The following is a 25,314-nucleotide window of genomic DNA, read 5'->3' on the forward strand; positions in this document are numbered from 1 at the left end:
TGATTCGGCCCGGAAGGTAACTAAGATAGCAAAGTAATATCGGAGAATCTGCCTAATGAATATCAAACCCTTAAAAGAAACCACGTTTTTAGAAGCGGTCGCCGCCGCGATCCAGCACGAAAAGGATTACTTCGAATTTTACATGAGCACGTATGAAAAACTTCCTCCCGGAAATACCAAGGAACTTTTCGAAAGACTTGCCGAAGAAGTGGACGAACATATCCGTTTTATCCAGGAGTTGTACGAACAGGCGGAAGGTTCCGAACTTCCGAACCTAAAACAACTTACGGCGATCCACAAGTTCCACGACAGCACTCTTCAGAAGTTGATGAACAAAGTGGAACGTACGATCTCCGGTCCGGGAAGCAAAGACGCGCACGAGGCTCTGGAACTTGCGATTCGGGAAGCGGAAAACAGCGTTTCGTTTTACGAAAAACTCATCAACAAGTTCGAAGACGTAAACATCAAATCCCTGTTCTCCAAACTCAAGGATTACAACCAAAATTATCAATCGCTTCTGGAAACGGAACTCAACGGTTTGGATCAATCCGGTTCGGGACAAGGAACTTTCTTTTGGGACGAACAAGCGGAAGAAGTCGTCAAAGCAGAATCCAAACCCGCAAAGACGGCCGCGCCGAAAAAACAAAAAACGACCTCGCCGGCTCAGAAACCGACGACCAACACAAAACCCGGGAACGTTTCCAAAACGCCGGTTGCCGTAGTAGGAAAACAGTCCGGCGCTACGATCGCAAAAACAACCGGATCGGCGGTTCCAAAGAAAAAAGCGGCGCCCAAAAAGCCCGCGAATCAAACCAAACCCGCCTCAACGATCGCCAAAAAGGCGACGCCTAAGAAAAAGGCTACGGCGAAAAAAGCCGGCTCTCAACCGAAAAAGTCCGTCAAAAAACCGATTTCAAAAAAGGCGACGCCTAAGAAAAAAGCGGCTCCTAAAAAGAAGTCCCCGGCCAAGGCGAAGAAAAAAAGATAATTAGGAATTTCAATGTCATCGACTACGATTACCGATTGGAAGGAAATACAGGATCTTTACCCGATCAACGAGGAAATGATCTGGCTCAACAACTGCGGGACCACTCCTTGTAACGTAAATACGATCCGATCGGTTCAGGAATATCTGGAAGGTTATTCCAGACGAGGCGGTTTAACGGATGTTAGGCGATATCCCACGGTAAAACATACGATCCGAAAGATCATCGCGGGACTAGTCAACTGCGACGTGGAAGAACTCAGCCTCATTCATCACACCAACGAGGGAATGAATTTTATTTCCATGGGATTTCAACTCAAAAGCGGGGACGAAATCCTACTTTTGGAAAACGAATATCCTAGCAACGTATATCCGTGGGAGCATTGGAAAGAGAAGGGGGTTTCCCTCGGATTCATTCCGATGGCGAACACACCCGACGAATTTTTGGAAAACCTCAAACGATCCGTAACTTCCAAAACGAAGGTCGTCTCGCTTTCCGCGGTACATTGGTGCACGGGAATGCCGTTCCCGTTGGAAGAGATCGGGAATTTTTTGGACGAACAAGGAATCGAATTCGTGTTAGACGGAGCGCAGGGAGTAGGGCTTGTTCCGATCGACGTCCGAAAGATGAAACTGAAATACGTGGCGTTCCCCGCTTGGAAATGGCTCCTCGGTCCGCTCGGTCTCGGAGTTCTTTACATACGAGAGGATCGTCTGGATCGTCTTTCGTTTCCGTTTAAGGGAACTTCTTCCGTGAGCAACGACGAAGTATATCTTCCGTATCGAGGAGAGCTCAAAACGGGAACGGATCGTTACGAAATTTCCACGGTCAATTTCATCGACTGGGTTTACTTTCAGTCCAGTTTGGAAATGTTGTTCAAGATCGGGTTTCATTCCGCAATGGAACGGGTTTACGAACTCGCGGATTATTTGGGGGAAGGTATGAAGAATATCGGATTCCAGCTCGAAATGGATCACTTCCCCGATTACAAAACCGGAATCGTAGTGGGAACCAAGGAAGGAATTCCCATGGACGAACTCGTGTCTTATCTCAAAAAACACGGAGTGATGTGCGCCCTTCGTCTCGGAAAAGTCAGATTTTCTCCGCATATATACAATCGGAAAGACCAACTCGATCGTGTCGTTCAATTGCTCGGTTCGTTTTCCGGATAACCGCAAAAAACAAATCTACCGCCGGATGAAAAGGAACGTACGAAACAAACGATTTGTGGAATGTCGTAAGAACGAGTGCGTGGAACGACGGATCTTTTTTTGATATGAAATAAGAACGGATGAATTCCAACCCTTTGCAAAAAATCGGAGAAATCGGAACCCTTTTGTTTCCGGTTTGGGTATCGATCGGAGCGGCGTTATCCTTTTTTCAGCCGCAATGGTTTACTTGGTTCAGAGGTCCTTGGATCACGTACGGTTTGGGAATTACGATGTTGGGAATGGGGATCACACTTTTACCCCGGGATTTTCGGGAAGTGTTTCGAACTCCGCTACCCGTGTTGGCCGGAGTGATTTTACAATATACGGTAATGCCTATTTCCGGTTGGGCCATCGGGATTCTGCTGGAACTTCCACCACAATTCGCCACCGGTTTGATCGTCGTGTCCTGTTGTCCCGGCGGTGTTGCGTCTAACGTGATCACGTATCTCGCCAAAGGCGATCTCGCTCTTTCCGTTTCTATGACCGCGTCGTCCACTCTTCTTTCCGTTTTGATGACCCCGACGCTCACTTTACTTTTGATCGGTAAAGGTGTGGAAACATCGATCGGAGGATTGTTTTTTGATACGTTTCAAGTGGTAATACTTCCGGTCGCGTTAGGCGTGGTTTTAAACGGTTATTTCCCGAAAACGGCAAAACGGATCCAATCGTTTTCCCCGTTGGCGGCCGTATTGTTGATTACTATGATCGTATCTTCCATCTTAGGGGCGAGTAAGGACAAAATCCTTCAGTCGGCGGGAATTCTACTCGTAGCGGTCGTCTGTCTGCACGCTTCCGGATTTTTTTTCGGATATATCGTTTCCCGGATTTTCCTACGCAAAACCAAAATCGCAAGAACGATTTCCATAGAAGTGGGAATGCAGAATTCCGGACTGGGAGTCGTACTGTCGCGGAACAATTTTCCGGATCCTTTGGTGGCAATTCCTGCGGCGGTTTCCAGCCTCGTTCATTCTTTGATCGGCAGCATTCTCGCCGCGTTTTGGCGTAAATCGGAACCGATCGACTAACGCGCGTTCAACGAAACAATCCTTCAAAAAGTGACAAATGTAATCTCCGCCGCGCCCGTCTTGTTACAGTCGGGGGTGGACGCTTTCTTTTTAATTCCGTAGAATCGATCTATAAAAAAGAATCTTGGAGAACCTATGTTCAGAATCGAAAACCCGATCGGCCGACTACTATTGGTCTGCCTGCTCGCCAATACCGGCTGCCAAGGAGAGGATCAGAAGAACGACGAAGTTTTAGCGCTTGTGCTTTCGCAACAACTGGTCGCACCGGCGACCGAAATGCCCGATCTGCCTCAGCCTACGTTAGACACCGTCTTATTGATCGTAGACGGGAATCAGGAAACGCTCGCCGAAAAACGGGATTGTAGCGACGGTCCGGACGGAATCGCCTTCGATAAACTGGCGGCTCCCCCGTTCGTCCCGGTATTCAATCTTCACCAGGTGGATTTCTTGCAAAATACGGGAGTTTTTTTAGAGGCGGGAGTTCCCGTAACCGGAATACAAATGGACGTGGATTATTCGGACGGAAAAACCTACGGGGTCACACAAAACTGCGCCGTCAAAGTGATCGAAAATTCCGCGACAATCTACGATATCCAAGCACAGAATTGTTCCGTCGCGGATTCCAATGGAAACGGACAGACCCAAAGGGTTCTTTCGTTCCGGGTTCGTTGCACTAAAAACTAGACAAAGCAAACTTCGAAACCTTCGTGAGAAATCCAGAGGACTCCTCCCTTTTACGTTTTCTCGCGGAGGTAATAGATTCATTCCGTCGCAACGAATCGAAAAACGAGGCCTAAAAAGCGGAATCCATGACAAACGTACCGAGCGTTTCTCCGTAAAACATGACGAATGGGCGTGGACATTTTTTTCCAAAACGATACAATCGAGAACTTCAGAAAATGACTGGAGTTTTGATGTTTCCACGAGCCACGAGCCACGCGCATTCCACCAAATCCTAAGCGAAAAGAAAAAACCTTCGTGGGGAAAACCATCCGGAGAACCAGCAACTTCTTCTTTCTATCTTTCCCACGAAGGTCCTAAACGAGAGCCGCTCACGGAAGTTCGAAAACGATCGCCTATTCTTTTCGGGAATTCGGAGAAGAAGCAAAGCAGTGTTGTCGTTTTTCTCGCATCGATTCATCCGTTCAAAAAATTACCCGTTCTCCTTTTTTTTGGAAAGAAAAACCGTTAAACGTTGCAATTGATCTTTGGCGGTGGAAGTGGATTCCGGTAGAACTTTGGCGTAGATGTTTTTTAAATGATTCCGGAGGGTTCCGTTGGAAACGTTGAGAATCAGTTGGATGAACGTTCTGCTATGACCCGCTTCCAAAAGTTCGCAGATTCTGATTTCCTGTTTGGAAAGTCCGTATTCCTCCAGATTGAACCCCGCTTTGGAAAGAATGATCTCCGCTTCGCCGTCCTCGGCACGGAACCAAAGGAAAGATAAAAACGAAGAGGCACACAGAGCGGCGACCGCAGTCACGTACAATTCCCGATGGACAAGCCATTCCAGCGCCGGCCAGAACAACATTCCGATCGTAACACCTACAGCGATGGAAATCAGAATGTTCGCGCCGATTCGAAACAAACCGAGCTTACCGGCGTTGTATCGATTGAGATATACAGAAAGAGTAACCGACAAAGTAGCGTCCACTACGGGATGCAGCGGAGGCACATCAAACCCGTACATCGGAAAAAAATTCAGAAACAGAGCCGACCACCAAAACAAAAACACACCGACGAAAAATTTCTTTTCGAAAAAGGTGTTCCACTGAACCGGACGAACGAACAGATAAATACAAACGGATAGAGAAAGAAGGTGAATCCCCGCTCCGATAATACCGCCGATCGGCGACAGAAGAGGGGCCGTACCGAAAGAAAACCAGCGGAATCCCCCGATGATCATCCGCGGCATCGACGAGCACAAAAAATCCGCCAGAATCGCGGCGACAAATACGAAGATCGTAAACGGATTGAGGATTCGTCTTCCCGTACAGAAACTCGCCATCCCGACCAAAACGGGGGACAACAGAAAGAAAGAATGACATTGAAAAATCCACCAAGCGAGAATGGTCTCTTCCGTGGAAGAAATACACATGGCGGCCGTACTCGCGTTTTGCATTCCAACCGCGAGATAAAATGCAGTCATCAGTTTATGAAATGGATGGTCCCTACGGATATTTTCAATCAGACAACTGACGTTGGCGAGAGCCGCCATGATTGGAACTACGAAAAAAATTTCCAAATTGAGTCTGCTGTAAAAAGGGTGGTTTCCAGAAGGCAAAACCGGGGAGGTCCTACGATCCAGCGTAGTTTGTTCCTCCCCACACAAATTTCACGCCCTTTTTTGAGAATTTTCCCTATTCCTCCTTGATTTTTGAGCCGCTTCTCATTTTCTAGCAGAATACAACCTCCCATACGACGTTTTTCAGGTCAAAAAAGCGTTTTTTACAAAAAAACGATCTGAAAACCGGGATTTTCCCGTCTATTGCAGAGGAATTTATTGAAATCGAGACAGTAACGCCATGAGAGAAATTATCAAGCTGGTTTGTCAGGAACCGGGTTGTTCCAAAGGAAGAAGTACTTACCTTCTCACCAAGAACAAAAAGGCTAAAACCGAGAAACTCGTTACGAAAAAGTTCTGCAAATTTTGTAGAAAACACACCGAATACAAGGAAACCAAGGTCTAAACTTTCCAGGTAAAAGAACGGATGACTGCAAAAAAACAGACCCAAGCGTATGATAAGAAGGTTCTTCAGGAAATCAAAGACCTTCTTTTAGAGAGAAAGAACTCTCTCTTGGAAAAGTACGCCCATTGGGAAGACAATAGCAAACCGTCCGGTCTGAAGGAAATGGGTGATATCGCGGATATCGCCTCCGAAATCAACGAAGAGACCTTGAGTTCCGTACTTTCCGAAGCAGAGATCGAAACCATTCGAGAAATCGACGTCGCCTTGGAAAAGATAGAAGACGGTTCGTACGGAATTTGCGAAGGAACCGGAAAAAAAATTCCGATCGCCCGTTTAAAAGCGATTCCTTGGACCAGATATACGGTGGAATTTGCCGAGACCCTTTCCAAGAGTAAAAGTTTTGCCCGTAAAAATTCCGCTGCGGCCAGCCTGACCGGAGCGTACAAAATCCCGTCCGATATGGACTCGATGGACGACTGATTTTCGGTAAGAATCGCTTTTTTCGCTTTCGTTCTTTACCATCTCGAGCTCCATTCTTAATGAAATAGTTTCGGAATCCTTTCGCAGATTCCGAATTCAATGCTTCCAGATATTGTTTGAAATACTTTTTGCGTTCACACGGAACGAGGAACGACGATACGCCTCCCCAAGCCCGTTTTTAGATTGAAATCTAAATCTTTTTACAAAATCCTCTTTATTCGTGCCTGGAATCTTCAATAAACTCAGACCTCTGAGAACTCCCACGTTTTTCGGACTGATTCTTTGTTCCCTTCTTTCCTTGATCCTATTTCGGAGCTTTCTTTTTGTAAGAGAAACCGAAGGATCCGGAATCGCCGCAATCGCAAGCCTACAATTCCTATTCGGTTTGATTCCGAACCTCTATCACCGCAAACCCGGAAGAATATTCACCATGGCCGGAGTTCTGGTTCTGCCCGGTTTGCTATATGAGAAAAATGTAATCTTCCTTTCTCTGAGCGGATTGTTCGCCGGGGCCGTGGTCGGTATTTTTTTGAGACAATACATTTCCACGTTCCATTCCCAGACGGTAAACGAAGAAGACCCGATCTTCCGTTTTTTTTACATCAATCGTCCCTATAAATCCTCGATGCCGTTTTATCAGAATCCCAAAACGGGGATTTTGATCTTCCTGGGTTTTTATCTTTTGGAGCGTTTTTTCGTTTATTTCAACGCGCCCCCGTTCAAGGGTTTCGGAATTTTGGACACGGTTTTTCTACCGGGAATCAGCTCCCGTTACGCGTTCGGCTTAAGTTTGGATTTTTTCGGTGCTTGGATGCTCGCCTTACTCTATTTTTTGGCGGAAGAGGCGTCTTCCCATGAAAGCGACCCGCCCGTTAAATATTGGAGACAGGGTTTATTTGCGGGAGTATTTTTTAATATTCTAATGCTTTTGATTCAAACGGCGGCGACTCGTTCCGTGATTCCCTTCACTCCGAATGAAGGAGGGCGGTTTTTGACGACCGGCTTTTTGGGCGACGCCGGCTCCTTGGATTGGTTGTTTCCGCTTTTAATCGGTTACTTTTTCCTTTATCTTCATACGAGAAGTTGGAGAACCAGAACGAAGATTCTTTTCAGTTTCGGTCTCGTGTTTCCTTTTTTTATAACCGGCGGCCTGTATGGAGCCGGAGCCTGGCTTCTTTTCATCTCTCTTTTGTTGTACGGTTTTTCCGTCGGGTATTTCCCGAAAATCAGAAACAAATGGTGGAAATGGTCGTATGTCCCCGTTTGTTTCCTGATTCTATTCGGATGGATCGCGGTTATGATCTGGATCGGATCGTTTCCCTGGTCGTTCGAGGGTTGGCAAGAACTCCATCAAACCTGGACGAAAGGATATCGAGGACCTTCCGGAAACGTTATGCGGTTCTTGGAATCCTTTGCCGGTGAAAGTTGGATCCAAACCAGAGCCGCCTGGAATTGGGCCAAACAATCCATATGGATAGGAAACGGTCCGGGAACGTTCGCTCTCAACTGGATCGACGCGAGATCCTCGAACTCCGTTCCCGCAGGCGGTATTTCATCGATGGAGTTGAATTCGTTCGCCTTTTTGTTTCACGAAGGTGGAATCCTTTTCACACTCGTGTTTTTGTCCTGGGTCGCGTTGGAAATTCTCCTTAGGAATCATTGGAAACAAACGATTCTACTTTTACCGATTGTCCTTTGTTTTATGCCTTGGACGGGCGCGTTCGGCGTCGCTCCTTTCTTTTGTCTTTGGCTCGTTACGTCGTCCGCGCCGCAAACCAGACAGATTCACAGGGCATTCGGCGGAGGATTCAACCTTGCGGTTCTGATTTTGAGCAGCGGCGTTTTGTTTTATTCCCTTCTGCAAATCGCACCGAATCTGAGAGGCCCCGAGTTCCGTTATGCGGAATTGAAAACGTTTCAGCTTATGGCGAAAAAATCGAATCGTATCCAAAACGGAATCCGGTTCCACGAATTTTCCTCGGGTGCGGTTTGGGTTTTGGCGGGAAAGGCTCCGATCAATCTGAGAGCGTTCGTCCCGGAAAATCAACCCTTGCCTCAAAACGAGAAGATCTACGTGCGTTGGTCTTTTTTAGGTGCGGATTGGATCGAAATCCAATCGAAAACTCTTCCTTTGTTCTCTTACACGAGCGGAGTGGGTTTGAACGTTCCCGAACGAGCGAAATACCTAAAGGCCGAGATTCTTTCCGATTCCCCGTTTTTTGATAAGGCGGATTCTTTCGGGATTTTTGCGGAGAATTTCGATCCCTTAAACCGAGTGCGTTGATCCTATCTTCGTCGGAAATATCTGGCGGACGAGATTTTGAATCTGTTGTTTCGTCCTGATCGCCATTCTCCAGACGAGCAGCTTCCAAGGTATATTCACAAAAATGAATACGGCTCCCGGTTCGAAATCCGGATCCTCTTCTCGGACGTTCAGCCAAACCGGAATCGCCAAGATATCGGAAAATTCCTTTCCAGCGACGTAAAACGTCACACGCACACGTTCTCCGATCGATAACGTTTTTTCCACGGGAGAATAAAACCCCTTCCTCGATAGGGAATAAGCGAGAGAATGATATTCGTTCTTTCCCTGTACGATGGAAACCGCGATGAACAACGGTATTCTTAATACCCGCTCCCTAAAAAAACGCGGATTAAAAATCCCGCGAAATAAAATCAAAACGCACAACCAAACCGGATAGATCACGAAAAGACCGATGAACTCGGAGGTTTTGATTCCCCCGAGCAATAATGGAATCCGTTCCGGATATATCATATAAATTGAATATAAAATCGTCGGAACGAGAAACAACGCGGACGTCCACGCGACTTTCGCCTTGGAAAGACGGCGGAACAGTTCTACGGGAGTGACCTTCTGCTGAAAATTCTGGCTGGTTCTCATCCAGGAATCGTATCTCGTGAATTTGGACACGACCCTGTAATCGTCCTTGTAAAGTCCTATCGATCGTAGGACTTCGATCGGAAGTATGTTCTGGGAAATCGTCAGAAGATATTCGAGGATGAAAAAACCGCAGGCTAATACCAAAGGAAGCGCGGTTATCAATTCCCCATCCATTAGCAATACGTAATTGAACGTTCCGTGCAGAAGAAAACAACCGGCGAGTCCGTACAAAACCTGCATAAAACGAAAGGAAGTCGGCCTCGAATGATAATACTCCATCACCACAAAACCGAAAATTCCTCCGGTAAACGTATGGATCGGAAGAGAAGTCACGGCTCTCAAAAACAAGGGCCAAAATTCTAGGATCGAAGAATAAAACAGATTCTCCAACAAGCCGAAAGAAGCGCCTAACGTAAGTCCGAAATATACGGCGTCCGTAGTGTTGTATCTTCCTTTGAGTCCGCGGAAATACCAGAGAATCACGAGCAATTTGGGGACTTCTTCGGCAAGGGAACTTCTCAAAAACGCCTTTCCCAAATGGGAACGTTCTTCGAAAAAATTCTGGATCCACAATTCGGGGAAAATAGCCAAACCGACCGCGAAAATTCCGGAAAAGATCGCGGACAAATCGAAACTGACTGCGTTGGGATGATAGTAGGTATTGCGGTAGAAAAACCAATAAAATCCGGCGGCGAAAATCGCCGTGCCGAATTTCAGGAAAAAAAGAAAATACTCTTCGAGATCAAAGAGAGGGGACATACTCCTTTCAATTATCGGAATCCGTACCCTCTCTTTTTACGATCAAACTTGGGAAAGAACTCTTCTTTTGAGAAAGAAGACCGTTCCAGCCCCGGCCGCAATCAAAAGTAACGCGGCAAAAATCGCGTTCTTCTTTACGGAGGCGAGCAAGAATCCGAGCAATCCCGAATCCTCGTCCGGTACGGGAAATACCTTGGTTTCATTGGTAATGTGTTTGTACCATTCCTTGTATTGGGTTCCGTTGGAAGCCACCCAAAGGTTGAATTCTCCGTAGCCGCTCTGGGAATCCTTGCGGATATCCAAACCCTCATACGGATACTTCCAAGTTCCCGGAACGAGAATCGCCCAAGGGAATTGGTTGGAATCCAGATACTTGTCCGTCCCGTTCGAATTTTTATACAATCCGGGGAAATGGATTTCTTTTCCGGTGTTGGTCACCTTGATGAAGATGTCGTACGGATAATTTCCCAACACGGACTTTTTCACTGGAGATTGGAACTGAATCTCGATCGTGGCGATATGTCCCGGTTTGAAAACGCCGCCGGGGTTTACGTTCGGATTGGAAGTCGTTTTGTTCGATTCTTCGTGGATCTGAATTCCCTGATTGAGATCGGATGCCGAAACGGTCCGCGTATTGGAAGCGGTTATTTCCTTGCCGTCTTCGCGAACGACTTTTCTCGTAAACGAGGCTCCGACGGACACGGGAAGTTTGAGGAAGAACGTATGTTTGTAACCGGCCCCTCTCGCCACGTGTTGATAGGTTCCCCGTAAACGAACGACTTCCCCCGCCGCGTTCAAATCCACTTCGTTGTGAATGTGAAGGACGTAATCATTCAGATCCGCGTCACCCGCGCTTGGGTATAAATCCTCGTAAGCGACCGTGCTCACTCCTTCTGCGGGAGTGCGAATCGAGGAAGCTCTTGTCGCATCCTGCGGATAAACGTCCAAAGAATCCGGGATTCCGTCTGCGTCCGAATCCGTTGGTAAGGCGACTGCAGGAAGCAAAATCTCGTATTTGATTTCACGATCGATTCCGATCACGTTGATCAGATTGATGATGTTGGTGATCGATTCTCCGTTCGTGCTGATTTCCAATGTGATTTGTCCTACGGAGGTTTCCACAGTGACGGTTCCGGAAACCTTTCCATCGGAGGCGGAAATTCCTTGAAATAAGATATTTCCATTGAGATCCGATACGATCACGGTCGCTCCGGAGACTGGTTTGGATTGTTTATCCAATACGGCCAGATTCAATGGAATGGTCTGCACCGTGTTGTAATTGAATACGGGAGTTCCCACTTGATCGTTTACCGTAATCACACCGGTGATGTTATCCGAGGAAGGACCGGTTCCCGGAGTATTCGTTTCCGTTCCTCCTGCGTTTGCATTTTCGTTGGAAGATCCGGAATTAGAACCGGAGCCAACTTCCGAACCTCCGGAAGAACTTCCCGTTCCCGATCCGGAAGAATTTTCTCCCGAAGAAGACGAAGAAGATCCCGTACCAGCATTCGCTCCGGAATCGGAAGAGCCTCCCGAAGAAGAACCCCCGGAACTTGCACCGGTTCCCGTATCACCGCTTCCGGAAGTATTTCCGGAAGAAACGGAACCTTCGGAAGAGGAACTTCCTCCGTTGGAGCCGGAATTGTTCGAAGATCCGGAATCCGAACCGGAAGTTGCATCGGACGAGGAACCGGAGCCAGAGTTCGAGGAATTAGAACCCGTTCCCGAACCCGAAGAATTCGAACCTCCCGAACTCGGCGAAGTGGGCGAACTCGGTGCGCCGGAAGAGCCGCTACCACTTCCCGTATTGTCTACGATCACCACCTTTCCACCGTTTGAAGCCGTGGCCGTTTCGGAACTCGCGCCCGAGGAGGCCTCGGTTTGTGAACCAGGATTCAACAAAAATAATAAAGGCCAAAGCGCACCTTTTTTCTTATGACTACAAGCGATTCCTACGCTCAATATGAGCAAGGTTATAACGAGCTTCTTCATGATCCCTACATCCCTTTTTATAGTTAGAATAGATGACGAAAAGAGTAATCAGAAAGTACTAAAAAGATCGGGATATTATAGGGGATTTCAAAATTTCGACAAAATCTTTTTTTGGAATCGGAATGTTTTTTTGTTCGGAACGTTTCGTTTTCAACGAAAAAAACGTGGGATATACGTCCGGTTTTTGAATATGTTATAATAGTAGAATATGCTACAGTAGGTTTATCGTCGTAAAGGTTTACGACCTATGTGTAAAACCGCGTTCCCGAAGACGAAATTCCTATAACGAACCTGTTCGAATCCAGTCGTTTCCAAAATCGTTCGCAGAGTATCCTGATCCGGATACGATAAGGAAGAAACGGGAAGGTAATCAAACATATCGTTTTTTCCTCCCCAAATCATATACCCCATCAGAGGAACGATCCGAAAAAAATAGAAGTCGGCAAATGCGCGCACCAAGGGAAGTTTTACCTTTCCCACGTCGAGATTGAGAAAGATTCCCCCGGGCTTTAGTATTCTGTGAATTTCCTGTAAGGCTTTCGGTAGGTCGTCCACGTTTCTCAAACCGAAACCGATCGAGACCGCGTCGAACTCGGAGTCGCCGAAATTCCCGAGTCGCGTGGCGTCTCCGACTTCGAAACGAACCCTTCCTTTCGCGGCCGGTTTTTGAAGACGGTTTTTTGCGACGGCGAGCATGTTCTCCGAAAAATCGACACAAGTAACACGATCCACCGAAGCCGAAGCCTCCATACGCACGGAGATGTCGCCGGTTCCGCAGCACAAATCCATGACCGTAAGACCTTGGGAAAGATTTTTCTCCATCTCGCGCACGAGACGATTTTTCCAAAGTCTGTGCATCAGAAAACTGTTGAGGTCGTTGAAAAGATCGTATTTCCGAGCGATTCGATCGAAATTCTCCCTTACGAAACCGGCCTTACGATCCGCCTGCGGCATTTGAAATTCGGACATAGTATCTGTGGAAACGATTTCGTATACCTGCGCGCTGGCAAGAAGAGTTTTGTATTCCGACTTTTACGTTCGATGTGTGATTCAAGACTTCCGAATCCGAGAAGATTGGAATGACAGGAGAAACGGAAACCGTATGTTGTTCCCATATTTCGGAGGTTTTACAAGTGGAAGATCTGTTCGCAAAGGGAGGTTGGGTTTCGATCCTTATCTTTTTCGTAACTTTCGTCAATCTCGCGCTTTTTATCAGAGTGAGAACCCATCTTCCATCGATTAAACGTAGAATCCTTTATCGACTGCAAAATCGGACCGAAAACGGATTCGGTGAAAATTCCAACGAAACACTTCGACTTTACCTTCGTGATCCGGAAGTTTTTTTCACGAAGGAATTTTTCGAACCCGAAACGATGACGGCGTGGATCCGCAATCTCGCCGGGATCGCGACCATGCTCGGACTTCTGGGAACCGTGATCGGAATCGCGGTCGCTTTCGAAGAGATGAAACACGCTGGAACCGTAAGCCTGGAGATCTTTTCCGAAGGGATTCGTTTGGCATTGAACACCACGATCCAGGGGCTTTGTGCCGCGATTCCTTCCCTATTAGCATTTCAATATTTACGAATATACATTCACAAAACCGAGTTGGAAATCAAAACGTCCGTGGAATACGAGATTCCATCGTTCCCCAACTCGGACATACGGGAATAATACGTGCGTTCGCAAAACAGAAGAACACTTTTGGAAGGGGAAGACTCCCCTCTGGATATGACGAGTATGTTGGACGTGGTGTTCATCCTTCTCATCTTTACGATGGTCGCCATGAGTTTCCAGAAGGAAGTCAGTTCGCTTCCCGTAAATCTTCCCAAAGCGGACACGAAAAAGGAAGGGACGGGAGTTAGGAAGGAAATTTTCATTCTGCCGACCGGAGAACTGCGTTATCAGAATCGGAACCTTTCCGATAACGAATGGAAACATATCCTATCCGAAGGCGAATTCAAAAATACCACCGTTTGGATTTTCGGAGACGAAAAAACGGACTACGGGAAATTCGTGCGAATCCTGGACGACCTCAAAATATCCGGTTTAAAGGAATTGCATATAGCCGTTCACAATCCTTGATCAGCTTTGGAGTTTTGGATTTTCCTTATGCCGATTTCTGTCGCGATCCGTATTTTTTCTTAAAGCGGCGCGTAACGCGTCTTCGAGCGATACGCCCATTTGATTGGCGAGACAGATCAGAACAAAAAGTATATCGCCCATTTCTTTCGGTATAGAATCGGGATCCTCCCCCGTTTTAAACGATTGATCCCCGTATTTTCTCGCGACCAATCGGGCCAACTCTCCGACTTCCTCCATAAGCAAAGCCAAGTTTGTGAGTTCTGAAAAATATCTGACTCCGAAATCCGAAATCCATTCGTCTACTTGTTTTTGCGCCAGTTTAAAGGATAAACCCTCTTCGTTCATCGTTTCGCATCCAATCTATCGATTAGGATTTCTGTGGGTTCGGGATAACATCCCCCGCTGAGGTGGTGAGGGTCGATGAATTTTCTGCACGTCACGGAACCGCGATAGTCGTTCATATCAAGAGGAAATACATTCTCGAATTCTAATGTTTGAGATCGTATTGTCTTCCATTCCGCATAAAAGCCGGCCGCCTTAACTCTGGATTCCAAACCCTCGTACAAAAGAGGGGACCACAGGATCACTTTGATGCCTTCCTTTTTCGCGGTTTTTAAAAATTGAAATAGAAAACGTTTCTGCACAGAGGACAATTTTATATATCGATAGATGTCGTTGTAATATTTGACCGATTCCTCTTCTAATTTTTCCGGAGGAGTGTTGGTCAATAATACGTTGGGAATTCCTCCGTTGAATTTATCGGATTCGTTCATCAGAAGATTGCGGACCGACAACATCATTTCCTTGGAGTAAGGGTCTTTGATCCTATGTATCGCTTCCTTAAAACGCGGAGGAAACACCGTGGTTCGAAATACGCGGGAACGCAAAAAAGTATCCCAGTCGTTGGTGGAAAATTCGCCCGCATAACGAAAAAAATACGGAAGGTCGTACGAATACCGAAGCGGATATCGATTGCAGAAGTCGGTCATCGAATCCGGATAGAATTCCAAAATCGCGTAGTCCGGTTTTACGCCCGCGCCTAGAATTTTTTCCAAGTTGTAATTGTGATACGAAAAGGGCGCGGAAGGTGCGGAAAAATTGTAAACGATCAGATCCTTTCTTTTTTTACGGATCGTTTCCAGTGAAAATTCGCCCATATGGGAGGTTCCGAAAAAGATCAGAGTTTTCTTTTCCGGCGGGGACGCGTTTTTTTCCCTTAAAAGAGCGCTTAGTACACGATCTTTCATCTCGTAAAAATAATACTCGGCGCCCGCTTCCGTATACGGACGCACCCATTCCGAGGACAACAAACGGTCGAATAACAACGCAAAGGTGAAAAATAGCAGAGGCACCCAGAGGAGTTTTTTACGAAAAAAGGGAACCATTCCATTCTGTTTTTGCGAACTCATAAATCCCTCTAAAACTGGAAGTAGATAAAATCCTGACTTTTTCCGGCGTAATTGGACAAAAGCAGCACGAGCAATATAAGAAAACCAAAAATTAAGGTTTTCTTATACTTTAGATAAAAGCGGGGGGTTTTCTCGAAATATTCCAATGTATGAAGCAGAATTCCTCCGATCAGAAACGGTGCGATCAGATCGGGACGTAGTACGTTTGTACCCGAGGACGCAAACCAACGAATTCCGTGATCCATGATGTACCAGGCGTCCCCTAAACTTTGAGAACGGAAAAAAACGGCTCCGATGACGAATATGGTATAGATGAACAAGGCCCTGGTTACGAACCAGAAAATCCCTTTTTCGGGAAGTTTAGGAAGCCCCAGTTTATCGATCAATCGATCCGCGACGAGACATACCCCGTGCCAAAAACCCCAAAGGACATACGTCCAACTCGCGCCGTGCCAAAAGCCGCCTAACGTAAACGTAACGATCAAATTGAGATAAATCCTCGGCTCGGAGGTTCTGGATCCGCCGAGCGGAATGTATATATAATCCCTAAGCCAAGTGGCCAACGTTATGTGCCATCGGCGCCAAAGATCCTGGATGCTTTGGCTGAAAAAAGGCGCTCGAAAATTGACGGGTATGTTGAATCCCATCAGAAACGCACATCCTCTCGCGATGTCCGTATACCCGCTGAAATCGCAATATACCTGCCATGTGAATCCCTGGACCGCGAGAAAAAGCGAATAACCGTCGTATTCCGTCGGATTCCGGAAAACCGGATCCACCAACGAGGAGATATTGTCGGCGACCAGAATTTTTTTCGCGATGCCCAGTCCCAACAAATACAAACCCGCATATACGTAAGAGGGTTTGATTCTTACTTTGTCCAAGACCGGAAAAAAATCCTGATGTCTCATGATCGGTCCCGCGACCAACTGCGGAAAAAACAGGATAAAAAGGACGAATCGGAAAAACCCGACGTCTTCAAGGATCTTACCGCGGTATACGTCCACCACAAAGGCTATGATCTGAAACGTATAAAAACTGATCGCCAACGGCAATACGATCTGAAAGCCGTACGTCTTTTGATCCAGAAATCCCCAACCCGTCCAAGCGTAAAAATTATCCGTAAAAAAATAGAAGTATTTAAAGATCCCGAGATTTATCAGATCCAAAACCACGATCGCACGTAGTACGGCGACGTTTCGATTTCGAAACAGGCTTTTTACCGCGAGATAATTTATATAAAGAATCGCTAATAGATGAAAGAGAAACGGAACGCTCCATGTCGCGTAAAAAACGAGGGAACCGATTACGATCACCCATTCCCTGTATTTTCTTCCGTCGTGCGCCCAATAAAAGACGTAGACTACTAGAAAAAAAAGGAGAAAGAGAGTGGAAGTGAAGATCATTTCTTTTCCTTGCTTAATATCGACTTAAGATCTTTGGAAAAAGTATAGGTGAGTTTTTCCATTCCGATACGATTGAGATGGATAAGATCGTAATAATAATCCCCGTTGTTCGGACCGTCCAAAAGAGTCTGATAATCCAAAAGAGGAACCGGGTGTTCCGGATGAATTCTGTTCAACTCGCGTTTCCAAACTTCGTTACGCTCCGTTAGACGCCATTCCTGGATGAGCTGGCTGTAGGGAGCCACGACCCCGATGATTTCGATCTCCTGTCCGTTTTCTCTGCCGATTCTGCGGATTTCGTCGTGAAGGATTTTCAGACGATCGAAGTATTGTTTCGTAATCTCGTCCTCTCGCGCGTCGGTCAAAGGATTGCTGGACAACACACACGTATCGAAGATCGCCTTTTTATGAAAACGATCCGAGCCTTCCGGAAACGGAAGGCCGTTTGCGGGATTGGTTTTTTCCACGCAGTCGGGAACGTCTTTAATCGAGTACATGCTTATTTTTTCCCGGTACGAATTTTCGTAATCCCAAGGATCTGCATTCTCCGTTTTAAAGCGTTTTCCTATATCCTTAATCCGTTTGGAAGGACCGAGGATCAGATCCTGAATGTCCCTTCGATACGCGATCGACTTCAATGTAATATAAGCCAGATCGTCCACTTCCACCTTATACCCGAAATCATAAATTCTAGGATATACTTTCAATCGGTCGAACTCGGAGATCATCGCGAGAGTATGCAGGTTAAGAATTTTTTGACCGACCCAAGGAGTGGTGATCTCGAAGACGTGGACGACCGTTTTGACGTTTTTAAAATGGGGAAGCGTCTTTAATACGGCGAGATCCTGTACGATCAGTTCGGTTCCCGGAATGGCGATCGATTGCACTTTTTTTCCGAGCGGAGCGAGTTCCCGATTGAGAATGGGCAAAGACAAACCCTGATACGCGACGGAGGTGCCGACGATGAGGACGTCCGGATCGAATTCCTTTTGTTTATCGATCACGTGATTCGTAATTCTCGAAACGTTGGCAGCATACGAATTCTTCTTCAAAAAAGGACGATAACATCCGAACTGCATTCCGGTTTCGATCAAAATCAGAACGAGCACTGGGATCCAAAATTTGGAATCTTTGAAAAACGCTACGTATTCTTTCATGACGGATTTATATTCCTAAAACGCGAAGTAGAGAAAACTCTGACTTTCCGTGATTCCGAAAATCAACAGCATAAAGACGTTCGCGAGAAAAAACGCGACGAACTTCCAACGACTCTGTATCATCTTTTCGATATTGTTTTTCGCGAAAAGATACGACGCGATAAAACAAACCGCCAACAGAAGTCCGTAGGAATACGTGGAATATCCCTTTACGGAGGAAAAACCTCCGGGGACGAGGAATAACAAAGACTTCATCATAGGAATCGCGTCCTTCATGGTTTCGGCTCGGAACATGATGAACCCGAAGGCGAGACAAAACATGGTGACGATTCTCGCGACGACGTCGTATACGATTCCGCCTTTTTCGTTCAGGAACACGGCCGCTTTGGTTTTGGAATATTCTCGATGAACCAAAATCATGATCCCCTGCCATAAACCCCAACCGATATAGTGATACGCGGCTCCGTGCCACGCTCCCGCGAAAAACCAAGTGATGAAAATATTCCGATACGTCAAAAGATGCGATCCGCGCGAACCTCCGAGCGGAATGAATATGTAATCCCGAATCCAAGTGGAAAAGGAAATATGCCAGCGAGACCAATGATCGGTGATGTTACGCGCGACCATGGGGAAGTTGAAGTTGGGATCGAACTTATATCCGAACAATCTCGCTACTCCGATGGCGATGTCCGTATAACCGGCGAAGTCGAAATAGATCTGCCAACCGAAGGCAAGGGCCCCGGTCCAGATTTCGATCGGATTCATCGTAGCGTAATTTTTAAACGTGAGATCCACGACCTTGGCCAAATTGTCCGCGAATACGATCTTACGCGTGAATCCGATCAGTATCTGACAAAACGCGATCTGTATGTCCTCTTTCGTTACGGGAAGGGGCATTTCCAAATCTCGGAAAAACGTCTGTGCGCGAACGATCGGTCCGGCGACCAACTGCGGAAAAAAGGAAACGTAAAGCGCGAAGTCCAGAAAGGATTTTTTCGCTTCGATTTGTCCGCGATAGACGTCGATCGTATAACTCAAAGATTGAAACGTATAAAACGAAATCCCGACCGGAAGAATGATGTCGTAATAACCGAATTTAAATCCTGCCGCGGGAGTGAGATCGTTGACCACACCCAAAAGAAAATTCGTATATTTGAAATAAGCGAGCAGACCGAGATTGGTGACGAGGGAAAGCACGAGCCATAACTTCCGTTTGGAAGAGCCCGGAGCGGACGCGGATATTTTGAGAGAAGCGGCGTAATCGATTACGATAGAATACAGAAGAAGAAGGATGAATTCCTTTCTCCATGACATGTAAAAATAAAAGCTGGCGCCTAAAAGAAAAATCCTTTGGATCTTTCCTCGGAGCAGATGATTGAGAATCAATACGATCGGAAAAAAAAACAAAAAATGAAGCGAGTTAAAGAGCATAATCGTCTTGTTTCGGTCCTTTGAAAAGACCCGAAGAGCAGTTTTTCAAACTAGAATATCCTTACAACATCAATTTGGACCGGTTCCGTCCTTGATTACGGCTCCCACAACCCGTTTTTCCGAGATTCGGTTTCGGGAGGATAAACCGTTTCCGGTAAAATGGAATCCAATTTGAATTCGATTCCTTCGATATAACTTACGCTTTTTTTTACGGAACGGGGATAAGTGGAATAACCGAAATTCACCAAAAACAACAACGTCACCCAAACGATTAGGATCGTATGTGCTACGGCCCGACTTCCGTATCGTAGGGAATTTCGTTCCAAGGATTGAAAACAAAGCGCCGCGAGAAGAATCATTCCGATCGAGGTTCCTACCCAAAACTCGAAAAAATATCCCTCCCACCAAGTGTAAAAAACGATCGAAGGCACCAACCAAAAAGCGAACAAAAGGACTTCGGGACGGAATTTTTTCCAGATCGTTCTTATGTTTATCAAGAACACAGAAAGAACGGAGATCCAAAAAACGAGATTGAGGTTGTAAGGAACCGTTTCCCGGGAGTTCCAATCGTTCCACCGAACTCGTAATCCGTTCTTTACGCCTTCGAAGTTGAGAAACGCATCCCCGATTCCACGATAGAAATTGAGTACATAATTTTTCGAATCCGGCGAATTCCCCCATTTGTCCTTGGTCGCGTATAAAAAAAGCCAATTCGCAAAGTTTCTTTCGCTGTCCAACGGCGCGGATAAATTGCGGTTGAGGACGATAAAACCGACGTATAAATAGGAAAGGGTCAAAATTCCGACGAGGACGAAACAATACGTCAAGGAGAATCTCAACTTTTTGGAAAACGAAAAGTCTCCGCCTTTCCAAGTCGGAGAACAAAACATCGAAACTGGGACCAAGGGCAAAAACAATACGTCCGTCTGGTGGAAATAGACGCTCCATAACTGTACGAAAAAAAGTACGGATATCGAAAACGGGGAATGACCTTTTCTCGCGTAATAGACACAGAGCAGATACAACGATGCGGTGAGACAGGAATGGATCAAAGGAGTGTCGTTGTGTTGCGCGTAAAACCAGAACGCCTGGGAGCAGTGGACCGCGAGACCTAGTATAAAGGCGCCTAACGTGTCTGCGTAGATTTTACGGTACATCCAGATAAAAAAGAAAAGGAACAACAGAGCGGAACAAAGGATACGAAGCCTAAGACCGAACATCACAGATTCCTTTCCGAACCATTCCCTCCATAGCTTAAGGTAAAGATAACCGGTGCTTTCGAATCCTAAATGGTGCGGGTTATAAAAGATCCTCCAGAGGAGATCGGAGTTTATGTTGTAGGCGTATACGATCGCGTCCCAATCGTAATGTCTCGAAAGAAAACGAAGATCGAAAAAGAACAGACAAAGTATAAAAAGCGCGAGAAAACCGGTGAAAATTCCGTTACGGGAAAATCCCGTCCTTTCCGAAAAGAAGCGCATTCTTTTTTTCTAATATAAGGACAAGCCGCGGAGTAAGTCGCCGTTTTTTTTCCGGAAAAAATACGGGCTTATAAAACCCCGACCCTCGACGCCGTCCATATCCGGTAACGAGATCACAATTCTCTCCAATCCCAGAAGTTTTCGCAAAACACCTGTTTGGTGGATAAACCGGGCTCCGCTTTCGGTCCGCTTCCAACGGAGAATGTTCCGACCCGTCAAAGAGCGGGTTTCCAGATATAATACGTCTCCCCGGAGATATACGGAAGTGAAAACGCTTCCCCGTAGAAAACGGATCCAGTCGAACACGAAGGCAAGACCGATATAACCGAAGACGAGATATCCGGCCGAGGAATACAAAAGCGGATTCTGCAAAATCGGAAGATTGAGCACCTTGGGAATGAGCAAAAACTCCACAAAACGACGCAGATATTCGGACGCGAATCCGCCTAACGAGTAACATACGTAAAGCGCTCCTCCCAAAACGAACGTCATCACAACGGGTGGCAAAAAATTAATCCGAAGAATCGCGGAAGAAACGTCCGCTTCCCCTCCGTTTAAGGAATCCCAACCGGGATAAATTCTTTTTCGATTTCGTTTCATATCTTTTGAAGAGGTAGTTCCTTTCTGTGTTTCCAAAGACAAATCAAACCGTCTTCGATTTTTTTTGCCGTCTCATCCCAAGTCCAACGCGAAGCGTCCCACGACGAGGACCGTTCCAATTTTTTCCTTCTCAAATCGGATAAGGCTCCGACCCAAGAATCCACGTTCGAAGGATCCGCGAATAGATCCGTGTTCCGATCCAGAATTTCGTGAAAGACCGGTATGTCCGAGGCGACACAAATCTTCCCCTCGCGCAAAGCCTCCAACAAAGGGAGACCGAATCCTTCGTGTAGAGACGGGAAAATAAACGAGGAACAATTCCGATACAACCAGGCGAGCGTTTCGTCGGCCGGATTTTCCACGAAAAAAATCCCCTCCGATTCGAGACTTCCTTCCTTTAAAAGTCCCGTCAATCCCTCCGACTTCCATCCCAATCTTCCCGCGATGACAAGCGGGTAAGGATAGGAAGGATCCGATCGTTTGATCTTTCGATACGCTTCGACCAAGGTCCCTAAATTTTTGCGAGGTTCCAAGGTTCCGATTGTAAATAAATAATTTTCGGGTAATGTACACAACGGCTCTCGTAGCTGAGGGAAGGACTCCACCCCAGGATAAACCACCTTCAATTTCGGATCCAAATCGGATCGAAATTTTAAGATGTCCGATCGGGTGTTTTCGGAAAGACAAAAGACAAGGTCGGCGCGTTTTAACGTTCCCGGAGAAAGAATCCTGTGTTGCCAGTAATTGGCCGTGGTCATCGTTTCCGGCGCGGATCGGAAATTCAAGTCGTGATAGTTGACCGCGGTCAACGCTCCTTTACAAGAGATCGGAAGGAGCTGTAAGGTTCCCCAAAAAATATCGAGTCGATCCTCTTTGATCCTTCCCGGAATCGTCCAGTTGAGCCAAGCCACTCCCGGAAGTTTTCCCGCCAAAAAAAAACGGGAATTCGGATTCGAAAGAATATCGTAAAATACCGTATGAATCGGTTTGTTCGAATAAAGATAATATTCCAAGGGGGAATCGTTTCGAATCAATCTACGCAAAACTTCCGCGAGATATCTCGAATTTCCCGTGATTCCGTACGCGAGTGGACGCACGTCCACTCCGACCCTAGGTTTGTATTTGAGTTCGTTGGTTCGAATAGACATCGGAATGTTTACTTGGTCGAAAGGTTCCTGGAAACGGGAGATTGGTCCTTAGACGTCGAACTCCCGGACGCGAACAAAAGCAGGACGTATTCGAAAATCGCGAAGTAAAGAAGATACGAAGCCATCATCAACCGTTCTTCCGCTCCACCTCCGATGATCGAACGATTGCATGCAAGAATCGTAATGGATCCGAGTAAAAAGAAAAATCCGATTTTTTCCCGTTTCCAAAACAGACCCACACTTTCGACGGCCTTCCGCACCGGATTTTGTGTCGTCCTCCAAACCGGGGCCAGATCCGTTTCCGCGAATTTCCAAACCCGGTCCAACAATATTCCCGAAGGAACGATCAGGAATACGAACGCGTGCACCCAGGAAATCCCGCTGAAGATCACGGAAAAGACGAAAAGACATCCTAACGCGAACGTTTCCTTTCCTTTAACAAACGTCTTGATGAAAAACGGGATCACGAGTCCGAGAGAAAGTACGTAGTAGATCGCCTTCACCGCGACCTCGGGGAGTTCCCGGAGAGGATATCCCAGTTGGGATTGATTGAGAACGTCCGCGTAGTTGAGAAAATATTTCGCAAGCGTAGCGTTCAAACTTTGGTTGTTTTTCCAAGCACGGAACAAAGGGGATTTAAGATAGTTATCCAAGACGAGCTGCTTCCAAGTCCAAGTCATCTCCAACGTGAACGCGGGTGCGTAGATACAGGGAAGGAGAATCCATAAACCGGAAAACAACAACGTATAAAGAACGGCCGCATAACGTTTGCGCGCGATAAAATAAAGCACGAACGCGCCCGGTGTGATTTTGATCACGATCGCGAGACCGAGCAAAAGACCGGAAAGCCAATCCTTTTCGGTATGGATCGCGAAGAGAATCAGAAAAATCAGAAGGAATCCTACTTGATTGTTGTTCTGATGGTTTTCGATAAAACGGAGATTGAGAAGACAAAGCGCGAGGATAAAGGCGAAGTTCCACTTTCGATTCAACCGAAACGAAAGGATATACAAGGAACCGAGAAACGCCAAAAAATTCAAACTCATAAAAACGGCGGAGGCCGCCTCGTACGGAAGATAAGAAATCGGAATGAGTAAAAACGCGAACGTAGGGGGATAAATATAAGAACCCAGTCCTTCCATCATTTCCTTGAGTTGCAGAAAAACTTTCGGTGTAAACGCTTCCTCGATTTTGATTTCACCCGATTTGAGTTTGGTCAGGATTTCGTCTATCTGTTCGAGGTTGTATAAATTCTCTCCTTGGGTGAAACGAACGGAGGCGTTGTAGTAGTCCTTAAAGTCGGAGCGATTCGAGGATTTGGAAATCCCGTTTATAAACAGAAGTGAAAAAAACAAGATCGTTCCCGCAAGAATCCAGGCGTTTCGGTCTTTCCATCGCATTCTGAAACACTTTTCCACCGCACCTCAAAAGCCAACCAATAAAATTTTGGTTCACCTACGACGACTCCGCGGATCCACTGCAATTAGGATGTTGTTCTCCGATTTGCAAGAATTCGAATTCGATTTACCAGAAGATAATATCGCAAGATTTCCGGCTTCACAAAGGGATGAAAGCAGACTGATGGTCGTCGATGCGGGATCGGGTTCGATCCGAATCGAACCCGCGTTCAAAAACATTCTCGGTCACTTGCGGGAAGGGGACGTATTAGTCGCCAATCATACCAAGGTCAGCAAACGCAGGGTCTATCTTTCCCGGAACGATCGGATCCACGAGAGTATGTTTTTGGAAGCGGAAAACGGAGTTTGGAAGTGTAAGATCCGAAATTCAAAAAAGATAAAAACGGGAGACGTACTTCTCGACCATAAAACGAAATCCATCCGTTTTACGACGATCGATAAACGAGAAGAATTCGTATTCGTACGACCGGAGTCCTTTCTTAGCGAAGAAGATTTCGATCGTATCGGAGAAATTCCGATTCCTCCCTATCTCAAACGCGAAGCGAATTCCGAAGACGAAATCCGCTATCAGACCTTGTTCGCAAAAACTCCGGGTTCGATCGCAGCTCCCACCGCAGGACTTCATTTTTCGGAGCGAATCTTCGAAGAATTAAAACTTAAAAAAATCGGATTGTATACTTTGGAACTTTCGGTCGGCTACGGAACCTTTCAACCTCTTACGGAAGAAAACTTTCTCCGCAAGAAACTACATCGCGAGGAATTCTTTTTGGACGATACGACCGCCGAGGCTCTCACAAAAGCCAAACGTGAAAAACGCAGAATCGTTTCGATCGGAACGACCACACTACGCGCGCTCGAATCCTGTTTCCATTCGGAAATAAATTCTTTCCAATCGGGAAAAGGAAATACGGAACTGTTTATCCAACCCGAAGACGTATTGAAAAGTTGCGAAGGTTTGATCACCAACTTCCACCTTCCCGGTTCCAGCCTTCTATTGCTCGTGTCGGCGTTTGCGGGAAAACGGCTTCTACTGGACGCGTATCAAAAAGCGATTTCTGAGAATTTCCGGTTTTACTCCTACGGAGACGCGATGTTGATTCTACGTCCGGAAGTTTCTGATTGAACCCTCGGGCGA

At 46.4% G+C, this 25,314-nt stretch carries 23 protein-coding genes; 10 read left to right on the forward strand and 13 right to left on the reverse strand.

Annotated features, from left to right (window positions below; translation table 11 throughout):
• Positions 1–55: 55 nt before the first annotated feature.
• From EHQ17_RS10075 to EHQ17_RS10090, 4 genes are all read left to right on the forward strand, one after another.
• The gene (locus EHQ17_RS10075; protein WP_135593245.1) at positions 56–988 is read left to right on the forward strand and encodes a ferritin-like domain-containing protein; all 933 of its coding nucleotides are present in this window, start codon (positions 56–58) and stop codon (positions 986–988) included.
• Positions 989–1,000: 12 nt separating this feature from the next.
• Positions 1,001–2,158 carry an aminotransferase class V-fold PLP-dependent enzyme gene (locus EHQ17_RS10080; RefSeq protein WP_135593243.1) on the forward strand — a complete coding sequence of 386 codons (1,158 nt, stop codon included), beginning with the start codon at positions 1,001–1,003 and terminating at the stop codon, positions 2,156–2,158.
• Between the two features lie 119 nt (positions 2,159–2,277).
• The gene (locus EHQ17_RS10085) at positions 2,278–3,222 is read left to right on the forward strand and encodes a bile acid:sodium symporter family protein (RefSeq protein WP_135593241.1); all 945 of its coding nucleotides are present in this window, start codon (positions 2,278–2,280) and stop codon (positions 3,220–3,222) included.
• A gap of 135 nt (positions 3,223–3,357) precedes the next feature.
• Complete coding sequence (locus EHQ17_RS10090) at positions 3,358–3,906, forward strand: hypothetical protein (protein ID WP_135593239.1); 549 nt, start codon at positions 3,358–3,360, stop codon at positions 3,904–3,906.
• Positions 3,907–4,375: 469 nt separating this feature from the next.
• On the opposite strand, the gene EHQ17_RS10095 is transcribed toward EHQ17_RS10090, so the two are convergent.
• Positions 4,376–5,506: a helix-turn-helix transcriptional regulator gene (locus EHQ17_RS10095; RefSeq protein WP_246057510.1), complete on the reverse strand. Its 1,131-nt coding sequence runs from the start codon at positions 5,504–5,506 to the stop codon at positions 4,376–4,378.
• Positions 5,507–5,747: 241 nt separating this feature from the next.
• Between EHQ17_RS10095 and rpmG the strand changes: the two genes are divergently transcribed.
• The 3 genes from rpmG (at position 5,748) to EHQ17_RS19795 (ending at position 8,676) form a co-directional block, all read left to right on the forward strand.
• Positions 5,748–5,912, forward strand: coding sequence for a 50S ribosomal protein L33 (gene rpmG, locus EHQ17_RS10100; RefSeq protein WP_002998847.1), 165 nt, complete (start codon positions 5,748–5,750; stop codon positions 5,910–5,912).
• A 21-nt stretch (positions 5,913–5,933) separates the two neighbouring features.
• Positions 5,934–6,392 (forward strand): TraR/DksA family transcriptional regulator, encoded by a 459-nt coding sequence (locus tag EHQ17_RS10105; protein ID WP_100747129.1) that lies wholly within the window; start codon positions 5,934–5,936, stop codon positions 6,390–6,392.
• 220 nt (positions 6,393–6,612) lie between these two features.
• A complete protein-coding gene (locus tag EHQ17_RS19795) occupies positions 6,613–8,676 on the forward strand; it encodes a hypothetical protein (protein ID WP_167881206.1) in 2,064 nt (687 codons plus the stop codon).
• Here EHQ17_RS19795 and EHQ17_RS10110 read toward each other — a convergent pair.
• From EHQ17_RS10110 to EHQ17_RS10120, 3 genes are all read right to left on the reverse strand, one after another.
• Positions 8,659–10,053: a PrsW family glutamic-type intramembrane protease gene (locus EHQ17_RS10110; protein ID WP_135593237.1), complete on the reverse strand. Its 1,395-nt coding sequence runs from the start codon at positions 10,051–10,053 to the stop codon at positions 8,659–8,661. The genes EHQ17_RS19795 and EHQ17_RS10110 overlap by 18 nt on opposite strands.
• Positions 10,054–10,095: 42 nt before the next feature.
• Positions 10,096–12,045: an LruC domain-containing protein gene (locus EHQ17_RS10115; protein ID WP_135593235.1), complete on the reverse strand. Its 1,950-nt coding sequence runs from the start codon at positions 12,043–12,045 to the stop codon at positions 10,096–10,098.
• 222 nt (positions 12,046–12,267) lie between these two features.
• On the reverse strand, positions 12,268–13,014 hold the full coding sequence (locus EHQ17_RS10120) for a ubiquinone/menaquinone biosynthesis methyltransferase (protein WP_246057512.1): 747 nt from the start codon (positions 13,012–13,014) through the stop codon (positions 12,268–12,270).
• A 164-nt stretch (positions 13,015–13,178) separates the two neighbouring features.
• On the opposite strand from EHQ17_RS10120, the gene EHQ17_RS10125 reads away from it, so the two are divergent.
• The gene (locus EHQ17_RS10125) at positions 13,179–13,718 is read left to right on the forward strand and encodes a MotA/TolQ/ExbB proton channel family protein (RefSeq protein WP_135593336.1); all 540 of its coding nucleotides are present in this window, start codon (positions 13,179–13,181) and stop codon (positions 13,716–13,718) included.
• A 57-nt stretch (positions 13,719–13,775) separates the two neighbouring features.
• Positions 13,776–14,129, forward strand: coding sequence for an ExbD/TolR family protein (locus EHQ17_RS10130; protein ID WP_135593334.1), 354 nt, complete (start codon positions 13,776–13,778; stop codon positions 14,127–14,129).
• Here the strand turns inward: EHQ17_RS10130 and EHQ17_RS10135 are convergent, their stop codons facing one another.
• From EHQ17_RS10135 to EHQ17_RS10175, 9 genes are all read right to left on the reverse strand, one after another.
• Complete coding sequence (locus tag EHQ17_RS10135; protein WP_135593233.1) at positions 14,130–14,474, reverse strand: nucleotide pyrophosphohydrolase; 345 nt, start codon at positions 14,472–14,474, stop codon at positions 14,130–14,132.
• Positions 14,471–15,538 (reverse strand): DUF1574 domain-containing protein, encoded by a 1,068-nt coding sequence (locus EHQ17_RS10140; RefSeq protein WP_135593231.1) that lies wholly within the window; start codon positions 15,536–15,538, stop codon positions 14,471–14,473. Before EHQ17_RS10140 ends, EHQ17_RS10135 begins: the two co-directional genes overlap by 4 nt.
• 8 nt (positions 15,539–15,546) lie before the next feature.
• Positions 15,547–16,944 (reverse strand): MBOAT family O-acyltransferase, encoded by a 1,398-nt coding sequence (locus EHQ17_RS10145; RefSeq protein ID WP_135593229.1) that lies wholly within the window; start codon positions 16,942–16,944, stop codon positions 15,547–15,549.
• Positions 16,941–18,101 carry an SGNH/GDSL hydrolase family protein gene (locus EHQ17_RS10150; RefSeq protein WP_135593227.1) on the reverse strand — a complete coding sequence of 387 codons (1,161 nt, stop codon included), beginning with the start codon at positions 18,099–18,101 and terminating at the stop codon, positions 16,941–16,943. The genes EHQ17_RS10145 and EHQ17_RS10150 overlap by 4 nt, the downstream gene beginning before the upstream one ends.
• A gap of 15 nt (positions 18,102–18,116) precedes the next feature.
• On the reverse strand, positions 18,117–19,532 hold the full coding sequence (locus tag EHQ17_RS10155) for an MBOAT family O-acyltransferase (protein WP_135593225.1): 1,416 nt from the start codon (positions 19,530–19,532) through the stop codon (positions 18,117–18,119).
• 95 nt (positions 19,533–19,627) lie between these two features.
• Positions 19,628–21,013: a hypothetical protein gene (locus tag EHQ17_RS10160; RefSeq protein ID WP_135593223.1), complete on the reverse strand. Its 1,386-nt coding sequence runs from the start codon at positions 21,011–21,013 to the stop codon at positions 19,628–19,630.
• 9 nt (positions 21,014–21,022) lie between these two features.
• Positions 21,023–21,613 (reverse strand): LIC20162 family protein, encoded by a 591-nt coding sequence (locus EHQ17_RS10165; RefSeq protein ID WP_135593221.1) that lies wholly within the window; start codon positions 21,611–21,613, stop codon positions 21,023–21,025.
• Positions 21,610–22,761 (reverse strand): glycosyltransferase family 4 protein, encoded by a 1,152-nt coding sequence (locus tag EHQ17_RS10170; RefSeq protein WP_135593219.1) that lies wholly within the window; start codon positions 22,759–22,761, stop codon positions 21,610–21,612. The genes EHQ17_RS10165 and EHQ17_RS10170 overlap by 4 nt, the downstream gene beginning before the upstream one ends.
• A gap of 8 nt (positions 22,762–22,769) precedes the next feature.
• Complete coding sequence (locus tag EHQ17_RS10175) at positions 22,770–24,161, reverse strand: glycosyltransferase family 87 protein (protein ID WP_135593217.1); 1,392 nt, start codon at positions 24,159–24,161, stop codon at positions 22,770–22,772.
• Positions 24,162–24,249: 88 nt separating this feature from the next.
• Between EHQ17_RS10175 and queA the strand changes: the two genes are divergently transcribed.
• Positions 24,250–25,302: a tRNA preQ1(34) S-adenosylmethionine ribosyltransferase-isomerase QueA gene (queA, locus tag EHQ17_RS10180; RefSeq protein ID WP_135593215.1), complete on the forward strand. Its 1,053-nt coding sequence runs from the start codon at positions 24,250–24,252 to the stop codon at positions 25,300–25,302.
• The last annotated feature ends 12 nt before the right edge of the window (positions 25,303–25,314 follow it).

Origin of the sequence: Leptospira gomenensis (assembly GCF_004770155.1) — a bacterium.
GTDB classification, from domain to species: domain Bacteria; phylum Spirochaetota; class Leptospiria; order Leptospirales; family Leptospiraceae; genus Leptospira; species Leptospira gomenensis.

Bases quoted from the DNA above. Each gene is read 5' to 3' on its own strand.
- EHQ17_RS10075 (WP_135593245.1), top strand. From the start codon at position 56: ATGAATATCAAACCCTTAAAAGAAACCACGTTTTTAGAAGCGGTCGCC.
- EHQ17_RS10080 (WP_135593243.1), top strand. From the start codon at position 1,001: ATGTCATCGACTACGATTACCGATTGGAAGGAAATACAGGATCTTTAC.
- EHQ17_RS10085 (WP_135593241.1), top strand. From the start codon at position 2,278: ATGAATTCCAACCCTTTGCAAAAAATCGGAGAAATCGGAACCCTTTTG.
- EHQ17_RS10090 (WP_135593239.1), top strand. From the start codon at position 3,358: ATGTTCAGAATCGAAAACCCGATCGGCCGACTACTATTGGTCTGCCTG.
- rpmG (WP_002998847.1), top strand. From the start codon at position 5,748: ATGAGAGAAATTATCAAGCTGGTTTGTCAGGAACCGGGTTGTTCCAAA.
- EHQ17_RS10105 (WP_100747129.1), top strand. From the start codon at position 5,934: ATGACTGCAAAAAAACAGACCCAAGCGTATGATAAGAAGGTTCTTCAG.
- EHQ17_RS10110 (WP_135593237.1), bottom strand. From the start codon at position 10,053: ATGTCCCCTCTCTTTGATCTCGAAGAGTATTTTCTTTTTTTCCTGAAA.
- EHQ17_RS10115 (WP_135593235.1), bottom strand. From the start codon at position 12,045: ATGAAGAAGCTCGTTATAACCTTGCTCATATTGAGCGTAGGAATCGCT.
- EHQ17_RS10120 (WP_246057512.1), bottom strand. From the start codon at position 13,014: ATGTCCGAATTTCAAATGCCGCAGGCGGATCGTAAGGCCGGTTTCGTA.
- EHQ17_RS10130 (WP_135593334.1), top strand. From the start codon at position 13,776: ATGACGAGTATGTTGGACGTGGTGTTCATCCTTCTCATCTTTACGATG.
- EHQ17_RS10135 (WP_135593233.1), bottom strand. From the start codon at position 14,474: ATGAACGAAGAGGGTTTATCCTTTAAACTGGCGCAAAAACAAGTAGAC.
- EHQ17_RS10140 (WP_135593231.1), bottom strand. From the start codon at position 15,538: ATGAGTTCGCAAAAACAGAATGGAATGGTTCCCTTTTTTCGTAAAAAA.
- EHQ17_RS10145 (WP_135593229.1), bottom strand. From the start codon at position 16,944: ATGATCTTCACTTCCACTCTCTTTCTCCTTTTTTTTCTAGTAGTCTAC.
- EHQ17_RS10150 (WP_135593227.1), bottom strand. From the start codon at position 18,101: ATGAAAGAATACGTAGCGTTTTTCAAAGATTCCAAATTTTGGATCCCA.
- EHQ17_RS10155 (WP_135593225.1), bottom strand. From the start codon at position 19,532: ATGCTCTTTAACTCGCTTCATTTTTTGTTTTTTTTTCCGATCGTATTG.
- EHQ17_RS10160 (WP_135593223.1), bottom strand. From the start codon at position 21,013: ATGCGCTTCTTTTCGGAAAGGACGGGATTTTCCCGTAACGGAATTTTC.
- EHQ17_RS10165 (WP_135593221.1), bottom strand. From the start codon at position 21,613: ATGAAACGAAATCGAAAAAGAATTTATCCCGGTTGGGATTCCTTAAAC.
- EHQ17_RS10170 (WP_135593219.1), bottom strand. From the start codon at position 22,761: ATGTCTATTCGAACCAACGAACTCAAATACAAACCTAGGGTCGGAGTG.
- EHQ17_RS10175 (WP_135593217.1), bottom strand. From the start codon at position 24,161: ATGCGATGGAAAGACCGAAACGCCTGGATTCTTGCGGGAACGATCTTG.
- queA (WP_135593215.1), top strand. From the start codon at position 24,250: ATGTTGTTCTCCGATTTGCAAGAATTCGAATTCGATTTACCAGAAGAT.